This window comes from Psychrobacillus sp. FSL K6-2836, from assembly GCF_038003085.1.
In the GTDB taxonomy this organism is placed as follows: domain Bacteria; phylum Bacillota; class Bacilli; order Bacillales_A; family Planococcaceae; genus Psychrobacillus.
In genome coordinates, this window is the sequence record NZ_JBBOOM010000001.1 from 2,551,610 (window position 1) to 2,564,896 (window position 13,287).

Sequence of the window (13,287 nt, forward strand, 5' to 3'; positions counted from 1 at the left end):
GAGGGAGTGAACTATTAATTGTCCAGTGAAAGATGTAATTATATATGTGAGGCGTTCTACGAATTAAAATTACTTCAAGATTTTTTACAAGACTCTCAAACAAAGTTTTTCGGAAATTTACTAGCTAAAATAGTAGGTACCGATACTATTCCCTTTCTACTTACAACAACAAAAGGAGACTTACTAACAATAAGCAGTGTGCAGGATGGATTTGAAACTAACTACTTCAGAATTGAACTCGTTGATTTAGAAAAATGCTGTGTAACAATTTCACTACTGCGACCAATAGATATTGAAGGTAATGTGTCCAATGCTCCTTGTGATGTGGTTAGATTAGAGAAAACATCTATTTGCAGGGTTATTGATACAAACTTCATCTGTGCCATCCAAACTTTGGAGACCAAAATGTTAACAAGGAAAATTATTATTGAGCCTAAATGGTAGTGATAAACTTATCCCTTTGAAATTCTGAGGGTTTTTTTAATGATAGAGGATATTTTATATAAAAACTGAACGTTTGTCCGTATACAAGAAATAATTGTCGAATCTAATACTTATAAAGCGATGTTAAATTTTGTTTTTTTATCATCCATTGGGGTAATATTGCAAAGTTTAAATAGACTAAATATAAAGGAGATTAAAATGATAACAATAGGAATGTTACATCATCGAAAAGATCCTAAAACAGTCATCAAGTCATATGCGTATGCGGCTGTTGCGAGGGCCGAGGGAATTAACTTTTTTTTCTTTTCACCAGGAACAGTAAATTTTGTAAACAGAACAATTAGGGGTCAAGTGTATGAGAATGGAAACTGGCGTGAGAGAATAATGCCTTTCCCTGATGTAATATATAATGCTGGGAGCCCCGAAAAGTTAATAAAGTCAAAAGAAATAATTAACAAATTGAAAAGTTCTATTCCATTCACCACGAACTCAATCGGAAACAAGTGGAATATCAGTGAGAGATTAAAAGAGGCGAAGGAATTTACAAACTACTTAATTCCTACAGAAATTATAAAGGATTTAGAAACTTTTTATAAGTATATTTCTTCCTTTCACAAAGTTGTTTTTAAACCAATTGACGGAAGAAAAGGAAAAGGAATTTATTTCATTCATAAAGCAGACGAGAAGTATGAAGTAAGAAAGGATTCTGTAAGTACAACTTATACTAAAGAACAGTTAAACGATATCCTCATAGAAAAGCTATCCACAGAGACCTTTATTGTTCAGCCTTATATACACTCCCTTACAAAGTCCGGTCAAGTGTTTGACTTCAGGCTTCATGTACAAAAAAATGGAGAAGGAAAATGGGTAATTACCACTATCTATCCAAGAATTGCACCATCGGGATCAATTATTGCTAATATTAATAATGGGGGATATACAAATTACCTTGATCCTTTCTTGCAACAAGAGTTTAAAGAAGAAGCATTTAATATTAAACGTATGCTGGAGCACTTTTCTTTGTCGCTAGCGAATCATTTAGATGAAATTCAAATGATGAAGTATGGGGAAGTAATTGATGAAATCGGAATCGATATCGGATTAGATGAGAATTTAAAAATTTGGATTTATGAGGTTAACTGGCGACCGGGTTGCCCACCAGCATTCTATTTAGAATTAGACGTAGTAGTGAATTCTATAAGATATGCAAAGTTTATAGCTGAAAATCAAGCTAAAATAAACAAAGAGATAACCGAGAGTAAGAAGAACAACAGAAAAGAAAAAGTGGATCTTCCAATCATTGCGATAACTGGAAGTGCTGGAAAAACAACGTCTAAAGCATTTCTTGCATCTATCTTATCAAAAAAATGGACTATTTTTGAGTCTAAGGATTATTGGAATACGACGGAGCATACAAAAAAACACGCAGCAGCTATTAATGACACGCATGAAGCAGTTGTTCTAGAATATGGGATGGCCTACCCTGGGGTAATAACGGAGCATTGCAGCATTATACAGCCAACTATTAGTATAGTAACAAATATTGGTCTTGCACATGTAGGAAACTTCGATAGTGATATAAAAAAAGTAGCCCATGCAAAATCCGAATTAATTCATGGTATGGACCAATCTGGTATTTTAATTTTAAACAAGGATGATGATAATTCAAAGTATCTGGAGACCGATCAATTTAAAGGAAAAATAATGACTGTTGGTATAAAATCTCCAGCGAACTACAGAGCATATGATGTTAAATACGAGGAAAATGGAATGAGTTTTAAGATAAAGCTACAACGTCGGGAAATTACATTGTTTATTCCTATATTGGGTGAACATCATGTATATAATGCATTGAATGCAATTGCTGTTGCAGATTACTTGGGCTTTACGCCAATGGAAATTAAAGCTGGACTTATTTTTAGAAAACCACCAAGAAGATTAACGATCTACAATTGCCGTGACAACATAACAGTCATCGATGACACTGTTCATTCACATCCACAAGGGGTAAGAGCTGCGCTTGATGTACTAACTAATATTAGGGGTAATCGAAAAATAGCTATTATAGGTCAAATGCGAGAATTGGGAGACCTAAGAGAGCAAGAATATAGTAAAGTTGGCGATTATGTGCATGAAAAGGGAATTGACATTTTAATCACATACGGATTTCGCACGGAAGAAATTGGAGCAGAGGCACTTAAAAAGGGCTTTCCAGCAAAGAATATTTATCACTACACTAACAAGGACCAAATGCATGAATTATTAAAAAAGATAGTGACAAAGGATGATACAATTTTAGTTAAGGGAGCAAGTAAAACAAATATGTTTGATACTGTTCATTTTTTAGATCAATTCTTCAAAGTATAGTCATTTAAATTCAAAATAATAGCTATAAGCAAATAAAAAATGAGAGCACTTATTAGGTGTCCTCATTTTCTTTAGGTTTTAGATGGAATTCAATTTGGTTAATAGCTGTATTTGCATGATCTTTAGCTTCTTTTAAGCTAGTGCCTGTTGCAATTACATATGCATATCGGTGTCCCATTGATAGCGGTGGAACTAGTAGAGACCCTTTTTTAGTTTTTACATAGACCTCAACGACTCCAGGGGAATTCTTTGCTCTCCCTTTTCCTGTAACTTTTTCGAGGATCCCTCTTTCTTCTGAGACAAAATATTTAGTAAATACATGTTGGTGATGTTTTGGAGTAAGGTTTGGTTTTTCGCCTAAAAATAGCTTAAGCGTTTCTTCTACTAAACTAATTCCGAATGCTGCGTGTAGCATCTTATTCATTGCTCCACCAGAAATCCTTGGGTTAATCTCAATGAGTTTCCAACCGTTTTTAGATAAACGTAGTTCGAGGTGCAATGCGCCATTTTCAATACTAAATGCCTTAGTAATTGAATGAAGAACGTCTTCTAGTCCTTTTTTTATTTTTTCTGGAACATCCACTAGAACTCCATATCCTGTAATGATAAACCTTTTTCCTCTAGTTATTTCCTGTTCAATAACTCCAACAATATGAGCAGTTTTATTGTAAACGACGGCTTCAATTAAAAATTGATCACCTCCAATATATTCTTCCAAGATTATCGTTTCTTTTGGATTTTTACTACGGAGAATGTCAATGTTTTTTTCCAGTTGTACTTTTCTTTTCGCTAGGAGTACGTCTTTAGAACCTGTAGATTTCGGTGACTTAACTATAATAGGTAAACCTAAATTCTCAATTATTGAGTTTGTTGAAATAATATCATTTGGCTTGATAGATATAAATCTAGGTGTGTAAGATTCTTTTTGAAGAAACTGTCGGGTTTCCTCTTTGTCCTCCATCATTTTAATTGCTTTGGACGAATTATTATTCTTACAAAATTCATCACAAAGAGTGGAAGCTATATGAACATAAGGATCTACAAAACTCACGATTGTTTTGACATCTACACCTTTAGTCTGAAGCATAGATATTTCCTCTCTCATTTCCTCCAAGCTACTTGTATCCACAAAAGTCATTTTATGAACATCTTTATATTCCTTCCTTTGTTGAAACTGCTTATCATTATTTGTAAAAAGAATTGTAAAGTACCCCAATTTTTCAGCTGCTTTAATAGCTTCTCTACTGGAGCCTGATTTATTTGTACTTATAAAAATAATTGCTTTCACCCGGCTCACTCCCTTTTAAACAGACTCTTCTTATATGTATGACTGACCATAAAAGATACATGGTTATATATCCCATTATTTTTTTAATAATTATCCAAACAACTTATAAATTTAAACATATTATGAGTGTGAGAGGAGGTGTTTAAAATTATGAAAGTCCATAATGTTAGTGATATTAGGGAAATAATTTCTGGTGAATTAGTACAAGGTTCGGATAATACGGAAGTTTATTATGGTGCCTACCGATTAAAACAAATTAAGAATAAAAATACAATTCTTTTTATAAGTAAACGGATTGTAGATTGGAAAAGTCTGAAGAAATTTTTTCCAATGGTACTTGTGACAGAGAGAAAGTATAACAAAGAGGAGATACCGGACAATATAACAGTTATATATGTTTTGAATTCAGAAGAAGCATATTGGAAATTTATACACCACTATAGGAATCTATTTGATATTCCAGTAGTTGCTATAACAGGCACTGCCGGAAAAACAACTACAAAAGAAATGATTAAGCATATTTTATCCTTTGACCGAGAGGTGACTGCTACAAACCGTACTAGTAATTCACGTACAGCCTTTTTACAGTATCTTTTGAATATTGGAGAATGCACAGAGGCCGCCGTATTTGAAACAGCTGTAGGTGCACCTGGTGATGTCCTAAATGCTGGGGAATATTTCAAACCGACAATTGGAATTATTACAAATGTAGGAGCCCATCACTTAAATTATTGCAAAACGCTTGAGGGCTATATTGAGGCGAAGGGTGAAATGGTCGAAATAATTGATCCATCAGGAGTATTAATTATTAATGGAGATGATCTAAATACCCGAAAAATCGATGTAAAAAAGTTCTTAGGTAAAATAATCAGGGTTGGGAGAAACTCATATTGCCACTTTAAAATTACTAATAGTGAATACTCTAAAGATGGTATGCAGTTTAGTGTTCAGCACAAAAATAGAAATTATCAAGTTTTTGTACCCGGATTTGGTGAGCATCAGGTTTACAATGCTCTTTTTGCACTTGCTGCGGTTAATGAAATGGGTGTAAGTATCCCGGAAGCCGCAAAAAGGTTGAAATCATTTAAGAAGTATAATAAACAGCTTCAGATAGTAGATGGGATCAATGGATCTATCATATTAGATGATACATGGAGTATTACAACGACATCATTGGATGCAGCTTTAAAGGTGCTCAATGAAGTGAAATTAAGGAAAAAAAGAATAGCGGTAATTGGAACGATTACAGATTTAGGGTCTTGGGGCTATATTATTCACGAAGAAGCTGGAAAAATTGTTTATCAAAATGGGGTTGATGTATTAATCACGATTGGCTATCATGCAAGTATCATTGCTGATCATGCAGTAAAATTAGGTTTAAATTCCCAAGTCTATAAATTTAATAATAGTACACTTGTTTATGGTTTATTAAATGAGATTGCAGATGCCGATACAATAATTCTTATTAAAGGTGATATGTATATGAAGCCTATAATAGAATTAGCTGCTAAGTTAAGGAAAAAATAGATAAATCTTTTTATCGGAGCCAATTATATAAAGTAAATGGACAAACCGCCTTGCCATAATAATATTGGTATTCATATCTTACAATATTCTTAGTGAAAGGAGGGAAGGGGATGGGAACAATTTGTCCTTGTGGAGTATTAGTGGATGCATTTTCTGAAGATAATAACGTTAGATTTAACGGACAGACTGGTACGATTGAAGGTAACCTCACGTACCTAGCGAATGTTTGTGTAACGAGATTGACCAATTCTACACTTTCTTTAGTCTTTGAAGATACAGAAACTCCAAACCAAAATAATTTCACTTTTACGGCCAACGAAATAACTTCTGTTGTATGTAGAAGAGAAGGTCAGAACTGTGTAGTAACGGTAACCGGTACAGGAACCGTAAATGGAGAGGAATTTCCATTCGAAGCAGTGTTTAGAGATCAAGTTGCTTCAGCGGCGGTTGATGATGTCCAAAGCTTCGTAATAACTGGTTTCTTTGACCAAAATGGAGCTGCTCCAGTTGAACAAGGTTCCATTATAGCTTTAGGCTGTCAGGAACTATAATTTCAAAAACCCTTGGTGATTATTACCAAGGGTTTTTGGAGCAAGTGTAGGTCTTACGCTAAACCCTTCTGACATTGACGCCTGTATATTACTTTTTAAATTCACAAAATAACTAGAGGGAAGTTTTTTTACTGAATAGGATATAAAAGTATCAATATTAAGGAGGCGTACAAAATGGGAGTAAGTAGGGGAAGACTTAGTCAATATAAACTATTACAAAAAGAAAAACGATTGCAAAAACACCTAGTGAAAACTGTTCTATTTTCCAGACAAGAACTTTTCTCCCTTTTGGATCAGTATAATACTGTTGTTGTAAAACCTTCTTATGGTCCTGGAAATTTTATAATTTCTTTCGTAAATAATAAATACCAAATTAAATCGACAAATAAAATGATCACTATAACCAATAAGGAAGATATGTTTGAGTATATAAACCAATATGAAATAAAACAAAAATATTATATTATTCAACCTCTTCAACCTGCAAGGACCCCTTACCAATTCTTTGTCACTGTCCATCGTAAAAATTCTACTTCTAATTGGTGTGTAACTTCTATAACGAAATGTTCAGACTCCAAGATTCTTATAAAAAATACTCAGCAGTACTTTTTTGAAAAATACAAAGGACTTTCTTATATCGTGGCCAATAAACTTGGAAAGTCCTTTCCAACCTGTAATACGATTGTAGTTGAGGTTATCACTGATGATAAGAAGAACATAGGAATCTGTGAAGCAATCCTTCATTTTTCAATTAGTAAGTGGGATCAGTATCAATCACTTAGAGGACCCTTAATACCAAAGACGGATTTACTAACGAGTTCAACGTTTAGGGGTTATGTAAAAAGATACAATGAAGTAATTATTAAGCCTTGTAATGGCCAGCATGGGGTAGGAGTTGTACAAATAAAAAGAACACAGCATCAATCGTATGAAATTCATTCTGGTATTAGCATTATAACTAAACCAAATATAGATGAAGCTTATAAATATGCTATGGATACTATTTACACCTCTAATAAGGATTATATCATCCAAGAAAAAGTACAATTGGCTACAATTGACGAATGTTCATTGGACGTTAGAGTAATTGCTCAAAAGTATGAATCCGGATGGAACGTAACGGGCAAAATAGTAAAACTGGCTGGGAAAGGTTTTATTGTCACAAATGCTGCTCAGAAGCTACTCACTTTAGAGGATGCTATACAAGATTCCACTATTCTTTCAAAAAATAGTGAAGCTTTTCATAAAAAAATAGATGAAGTTTGTCTGTCGGCTGCAAATCGACTGGATAAAAAAAATATAGGTTTGAAGATCATTGGATTTGATGTTGGGATTACTGATGAAGGAGACATATGGATTATTGAAGGGAATTATGTCCCCGACCTAACGATGTTCAAAGAGCATAAAGACCAAAATGTATATATGAATATATTGAAAATAAATAATAGAAAAAAATGAACTTTATAAAAGAGGAAAACGAAAGGAGGTATATTTCTTGAAAATGCTAATGGCCTCATTGGCAATTGAATGAAATAGAACAGAAGGAATTGGTCGAGAGTATAAAGGAAATCTCTATTTCAGCAGCTCAAGTTATAGCCTCAGAGTATGCTTCTAGAGAATACAGAATTGATTTGGGGTTAAATGCCGAAACTAAACCAATTATTTTTAATACTCATGGAATTAGCGGATTTGCAAATCCTAGATGGCAAATCCATTTGGAGAAAAATTGTAGAAATTAGGAAACTGCAGAATGGTGAATGAGATTTACACGTAAGTATAGCTCATATAAAACTTGAGAGAGGAGGTATTTTATTGAAGTCTTTACAAGTAAAAGAGATTAGGGATTTAATCCAAGGTGAGCTAATAAGTGGTTCTGAACTTTGGTATGTCAGAAATGCTATCTATTATAAACGACACGAACTTACGACACGAAATACGCTAATGTTTGTTAGCAGAAGCGATTCTATAAACTGGCAAGAAATAGATAATAAGGGACCATCTCTTGTGATTACCGATAAACCTAAAGAGGAAATGAAAGGTGCAATGTCAAATACTACAGTAATAAAAGTTAAAAGTCTCGTGCAAGCATATTGGGGATTCATGGATTATTATCGAAAACTTTTTCACATTCCAGTTGTAGCTATAACAGGTACATGTGGTAAAACGACAACGAAGGAAATGATTAAACATATACTAAGTGAAGATAGGAATGTTCATGCATCTATAAGCAGTAAGAATGAACCAAGGCAATCCCTACCTTATTTGGTGGGTATCAATGACCGAACCGAAGCGGCAGTTTTTGAGCTTGGATTGGGTAACTCGGGTAATATAAAACATCAGTGTATGATTTATCAGCCGACAATTGGGATAATTACTAATATTGGCGTTCATCATTTAGATGGTTGTGGTAATCTCGAAGGGTATATAAAAGCTAAGTCAGAAATAGTAGATGGAGTGTCAAAAGACGGTACACTAATCATAAACGCAGATGATATAAATACGAAGAAAGTGTCATTACGTAATTTTAAGGGGAAAATTATTTACTTTGGAAGTAGTCAAAAATCTGATTTCAGAGCATCGGATGTAAAGTTTACAAATAAGGGCATGAGTTTTTCTTTTCATTTTTCAAATAAAACATTTAAAGCTTTCATCTCTGGATACGGAGAACATCAGGTTTATAATGCACTTGCTGCGCTTGCAGCTATTCACGTAATGGGGATGGATTTGGAGGATGCAATTCCTCGTCTAGCGACATTTCAAAATATGACCAGACACCTTGAATTTTCAAATGGAATTGGTGGAAGTACAATAATTGATGATACATGGACAAATAATCCTACTTCCGTTGAGGCAGCATTAAATGTATTAGATACAATTGGGGTAGATAAAAACGTTATTTTAGTACTCGGTGATATTAATCGATTAGGAAACTTTGAAAAAAAGTATCATGCAGAAATCGGTAGCCTTGTTGCAAAAAGGAATATTCATAGTTTGATAACTATAGGAAGCAAAGCAGAAGAAATTGCAAGGCAGGCGTTAAAAGAAGGTACTAAGGCGGATGTCCATATATTCCAAAATGTACAAGGAGTAATGGAAGTTTTAAAACCAAAGTTGAATTATCAAACAATTTTGTTGATTAAGGGGCCAATGTCAAGCAGGTCTATGATTGATTTTGCTAATAGTTTAAAAAAGAATAATGCGTAGACTAGCTTAACATTTCCCTCCAAGATGATGGTTTTCGACGACTTTAATTCTATGGGGAGCTTCACTTGTTTTCTATTAAAATAAAAATAACGTTAGTGAAGTCCCATCACCTTCTCCAATAATCTGGAGAAGGTGATTTTTTCACCAACGTTATAAATTATAGAACCTAAATTCCATAAAATCATCAAAAAAGAGAGTCTTGTCGTGACGTAGTCGCGACAAGACTCTCAAATAAATCATTCGATAATAATAAATTGCAAGAAGTCTGTCCAAAGCACTTCGAAAAAGCTAGAAACAGCTTTTGAGCTAAAAGGACCGGTTTTCTTTTACCCAGTTAACTAACCATATTAGTGGATGTGGTCTGCTTAGAAAACACGTTTTGCAGTAATATAATGCTTCTTGTAATAATCTACAAATAGAACTCTTGATGTGACCCCATTTGAACTAGGGACAATAATACGATGATCTCCTGCATAGATACCTACCACTGTTGGATTGCTTGATCCCACCACACTATTAAAGTAAATTAGATCACCTTTCTTCAAGTTAGCTTTAGAAACTGTGGTTCCTTTTTTCATTAATTCTTTAATATTTGTAGTTCTTAATGTGACTCCGTTTGTTTTATAAATATAGTCTACAAACCCAGTCGCCGTAAAACGTAAGGACGACGGACTATTAACAGTACCCATAGTCACTTTATCTTTTAAACTATAAGCTTTAGTAACAATATTATCCCCTTTAGTTGCTGGGTTAGAAGGGAGTAGAGTAGGTAACACTCTTCGTGCTGTAATATAATTATCTTTATAATATGGCTTGCTATCTAAATCAGAAATGACAATGTTTTGTTTAGGGTCTGCCATATGGATGACTTTATTGTCACCTATATACATAGCTACGTGATTAGGAATACTTCCGCCTCTGCTATCAAAGAAAAGCAAATCCCCTTTTTGCAATTGACTCTTTGCAACATATGAACCCTGTTTCATCATATAGTCTTCATTGTATGTAGCTAAGTCAACTCCATTTTTTTCGAATATATACATGAGAAAAGTTGCACATGAAAATTTGTAAGGATAAGTAGGCTTGTACACAGTATTGCTATACGTAGACTTACCGATTAAACTTTTTGCAGTTTGTATTAATTGGTCTGCTTTAGCTTCTACTGCTTGCTGGTTATTTTGAGAATTTATTGTTGCAGCCGAGGCTTTGTATTCATTATGATCAACAGGGACAATTCCACTTATTGTACTTAAACTGATAACAGCTGTTAATGTAGTGATAACTAATTGTTTTTTCATTGTTTACCTCCTAGAATCTTTTGCCCCTTGATTTTAGCATGTAAAAGTAATGGGACCATGTGGGAAATAAATCCACTTCACTTTTATTACAACTAAAACTCTTACATTTAGAAGACTCAGGTAGAATGTTTACAGTTTCTTTACAAATATTACAACCAGAAGACAGGGCAAAACACAAAATGATTTATTACAATCAGGAGAGTTTATGGTATGATTAAACTAATAACCAGGTGCTAATAACAGGTATAATATATGTGAATAATAAATTGGAGGTACTTATGAGAGACTTAATTCAATTAAAAGGTAAAAATATTGTTGTTATGGGTGTTGCAAATGAGCGTAGCCTAGCATGGGGAGTAGCGAAGTCGTTATTTGAAGTAGGCGCAAATGTTGTTTTTACATACCGTAAAGAACGTTCCCTTGGAAAAATAGAAAAGTTATTGAAAGATAATAATTTAGAGGCAAAACTAGTAGTAGAATGTGATGTAAATAATGATGATAGTATTAAGGCTGCATTCCAACAAATTGGAGAGGAAGCTGGAGTAATCCATGGTGTAGTACACTCTGTTGCCTTTGCACATGCGGAAGATTTAAAAGGTGACTTTTTACAAACTTCAAGAGAAGGCTATGCTTTTGCACAAGATACAAGTGCTTATTCGCTTATTGCTGCAGCCAGAGAAGCAACGCCTTTTATGACCGAAGGTGGATCTATCGTAACAATGACATACTTAGGTGCTGAACGTGTACTAGAAGGCTATAATGTAATGGGGATCGCCAAAGCATCTCTAGAAGCATCTGTTAAGTATTTGGCTTTGGACCTAGGGAAAAACAATGTACGTATAAATGCTGTTTCTGCTGGAGCAGTTCGCACATTGGCTGCAAAAGGAATCTCTTCTTTCAATACGATTTTGCACCAAATTGAAGAAAAGTCACCATTAAAAAGAAACGTGACGCAACAAGAAGTAGGAGATATGACCGTTGCACTATTAAGTAATTTATCAAGTGGTGTAACAGGTGAAGTTATCTTTGTAGATTCTGGCTATAATATTATGGGTTAAATTAATATCAATCATAAAAGCGGCGGAAAATGATTTAGTCATTTTCCGCCGCTTCTTAGATAATAAGTATATACAAAAATATAGCGTGAACACTGGATTCATGGGACTTTAAAGAATAAATAATACAGTGATTTCCGTTACATGTGGAGAACAAAGGCTAAGTGCGCCACGTCCTGTGGCAAAGCCTTTGTGACCAACATCCTGTTGGCCTCCGCGGGCGAGGTCGAGCCTCCTCGTTGAAAACATATGCTCCTGGGGTTACTCGTCGCAAAGACATTGACCAAATAAAGTTTGGCCAATGTCTTCGCTACGCTCCCTGCGGGGTCTCGACTTTCTCGCTTATCCCGCTAGTGTCACCACATTTCACTCCAATCATTTAAGTGAGTAGTACTCTACTAAAAGGTTTAGCGTAGCCTCTAGCTTAGACAATAAGAATAGTCAAAGTTAATAAAGGGATAAAACCGTCTGTCCGGTAAGGAATACTATTTTATCATGAAAGAAGAAAGTAGATCTCCTTTTATCGGAGTCTATTTCATCCTTATTTATTTTAGGATAAAACATGTATATTTAGGCGGTTTTCTATCCAATTATTCGTCTATATAAGGTGGACCTAGTTGATTGGAGCACAGTGCGGCGACTCCAGTGGGAACAGCGCGAGCTGAAGACCCTAGATTGAGCGTAAGCGAGGGAAGCTGCTGAAGCCGTGCCCACGGAAAGCGTCCGCTCGGAGTGGAAGTCAACGGCATATCTGCCTTTCTGTTCTTAGAAGACCAGCTTCTTATTGTCCTAAATATGAAACGTATAATCCTCTGGTAATACGCGTTTTAAGAATTTCTTCGTGCGTTCTTCTTTTGGACTTACGAAAATATCATGAGGTGTACCTTCCTCAACTACTGCTCCACCATCCATAAAGATAACTCGGTTTGCGACATCTTTTGCAAAGGACATTTCATGTGTAACGACTAACATAGTAGTACCTTCATTGGCAATATTTTTCATGACTGTTAGTACTTCTCCAACCAACTCGGGGTCTAGTGCAGAGGTTGGTTCATCAAATAGAATAATATCGGGGTTTAATGCTACTGCTCGTGCGATTCCAACACGCTGCTGCTGACCACCGGAAAGCTGACTAGGATAGGAATCATGTTTGTCAGATAAACCTACCTTGTCCAGAGCTTTTTTTCCAATATCAATTGCTTCGGATTTAGGTATTTTACGACCGATGATGAGACCCTCTGTTACATTTTCGAGAGCAGTTTTATTATTGAATAAATTATAATTTTGAAATACGAAAGCTGTTTTTTGTCGGATGGTGTGGATATCTTTTTTAGAGGCATCATGCAAATTTACTTGTAAATCGCCAAAAGTTGCCTTACCACTATCGGCTTTTTCTAAAAAGTTGATGCAACGTAATAATGTCGTTTTTCCAGATCCACTAGGACCAAGAATGACTACTACATCACCTTTATCAATGGATAGGTCTACTCCCTTTAATATCTCATTTTTTCCAAATGATTTATGAATATCATTGATCTTTAACATTCGATACC

General features: G+C 34.8%; 11 protein-coding genes. 8 read left to right on the forward strand and 3 right to left on the reverse strand.

Annotated features, from left to right (window positions below; genetic code table 11):
* Window positions 1–18: 18 nt before the first annotated feature.
* Window positions 19–444 carry a CotY/CotZ family spore coat protein gene (locus tag MKY37_RS12135; protein ID WP_340777390.1) on the forward strand — a complete coding sequence of 142 codons (426 nt, stop codon included), beginning with the start codon at window positions 19–21 and terminating at the stop codon, window positions 442–444.
* A gap of 198 nt (window positions 445–642) precedes the next feature.
* Window positions 643–2,811, forward strand: a complete 2,169-nt coding sequence (locus MKY37_RS12140; RefSeq protein ID WP_340777393.1) for a YheC/YheD family protein — start codon at window positions 643–645, stop codon at window positions 2,809–2,811.
* A 52-nt stretch (window positions 2,812–2,863) separates the two neighbouring features.
* Here MKY37_RS12140 and MKY37_RS12145 read toward each other — a convergent pair whose 3' ends face one another.
* Window positions 2,864–4,099 (reverse strand): ATP-grasp domain-containing protein, encoded by a 1,236-nt coding sequence (locus MKY37_RS12145; RefSeq protein ID WP_340777395.1) that lies wholly within the window; start codon window positions 4,097–4,099, stop codon window positions 2,864–2,866.
* A gap of 150 nt (window positions 4,100–4,249) precedes the next feature.
* Here MKY37_RS12145 and MKY37_RS12150 point away from each other — a divergent pair, with 150 nt between their 5' ends.
* The 5 genes from MKY37_RS12150 to MKY37_RS12170 all read left to right on the forward strand — a co-directional run bounded on the left by MKY37_RS12150 (window position 4,250) and on the right by MKY37_RS12170 (window position 9,381).
* Window positions 4,250–5,626: a Mur ligase family protein gene (locus MKY37_RS12150; protein ID WP_340777397.1), complete on the forward strand. Its 1,377-nt coding sequence runs from the start codon at window positions 4,250–4,252 to the stop codon at window positions 5,624–5,626.
* 110 nt (window positions 5,627–5,736) lie between these two features.
* The gene (locus tag MKY37_RS12155) at window positions 5,737–6,177 is read left to right on the forward strand and encodes a hypothetical protein (protein ID WP_340777399.1); all 441 of its coding nucleotides are present in this window, start codon (window positions 5,737–5,739) and stop codon (window positions 6,175–6,177) included.
* 174 nt (window positions 6,178–6,351) lie between these two features.
* Window positions 6,352–7,635, forward strand: a complete 1,284-nt coding sequence (locus MKY37_RS12160; RefSeq protein ID WP_340777401.1) for a YheC/YheD family protein — start codon at window positions 6,352–6,354, stop codon at window positions 7,633–7,635.
* A 65-nt stretch (window positions 7,636–7,700) separates the two neighbouring features.
* Window positions 7,701–7,916, forward strand: a complete 216-nt coding sequence (locus MKY37_RS12165) for a hypothetical protein (protein WP_340777403.1) — start codon at window positions 7,701–7,703, stop codon at window positions 7,914–7,916.
* A 73-nt stretch (window positions 7,917–7,989) separates the two neighbouring features.
* Window positions 7,990–9,381, forward strand: a complete 1,392-nt coding sequence (locus MKY37_RS12170; protein ID WP_340777405.1) for a UDP-N-acetylmuramoyl-tripeptide--D-alanyl-D-alanine ligase — start codon at window positions 7,990–7,992, stop codon at window positions 9,379–9,381.
* Between the two features lie 365 nt (window positions 9,382–9,746).
* Here the strand turns inward: MKY37_RS12170 and MKY37_RS12175 are convergent, their stop codons facing one another.
* Window positions 9,747–10,679, reverse strand: coding sequence for a C40 family peptidase (locus MKY37_RS12175; RefSeq protein ID WP_340777407.1), 933 nt, complete (start codon window positions 10,677–10,679; stop codon window positions 9,747–9,749).
* A 278-nt stretch (window positions 10,680–10,957) separates the two neighbouring features.
* Here MKY37_RS12175 and fabI point away from each other — a divergent pair, with 278 nt between their 5' ends.
* The gene (gene fabI / locus MKY37_RS12180) at window positions 10,958–11,737 is read left to right on the forward strand and encodes an enoyl-ACP reductase FabI (RefSeq protein ID WP_340777408.1); all 780 of its coding nucleotides are present in this window, start codon (window positions 10,958–10,960) and stop codon (window positions 11,735–11,737) included.
* Between the two features lie 786 nt (window positions 11,738–12,523).
* Here fabI and MKY37_RS12185 read toward each other — a convergent pair.
* Window positions 12,524–13,279 carry an amino acid ABC transporter ATP-binding protein gene (locus MKY37_RS12185; protein WP_340777410.1) on the reverse strand — a complete coding sequence of 252 codons (756 nt, stop codon included), beginning with the start codon at window positions 13,277–13,279 and terminating at the stop codon, window positions 12,524–12,526.
* Window positions 13,280–13,287: the final 8 nt, after the last annotated feature.

Excerpts from the sequence above, each read along its gene's own strand:
- MKY37_RS12140 (WP_340777393.1), top strand. The coding sequence starts at position 643 with ATGATAACAATAGGAATGTTACATCATCGAAAAGATCCTAAAACAGTC.
- MKY37_RS12150 (WP_340777397.1), top strand. The coding sequence starts at position 4,250 with ATGAAAGTCCATAATGTTAGTGATATTAGGGAAATAATTTCTGGTGAA.
- MKY37_RS12155 (WP_340777399.1), top strand. The coding sequence starts at position 5,737 with ATGGGAACAATTTGTCCTTGTGGAGTATTAGTGGATGCATTTTCTGAA.
- MKY37_RS12160 (WP_340777401.1), top strand. The coding sequence starts at position 6,352 with ATGGGAGTAAGTAGGGGAAGACTTAGTCAATATAAACTATTACAAAAA.
- MKY37_RS12175 (WP_340777407.1), bottom strand. The coding sequence starts at position 10,679 with ATGAAAAAACAATTAGTTATCACTACATTAACAGCTGTTATCAGTTTA.
- fabI (WP_340777408.1), top strand. The coding sequence starts at position 10,958 with ATGAGAGACTTAATTCAATTAAAAGGTAAAAATATTGTTGTTATGGGT.
- MKY37_RS12185 (WP_340777410.1), bottom strand. The coding sequence starts at position 13,279 with ATGTTAAAGATCAATGATATTCATAAATCATTTGGAAAAAATGAGATA.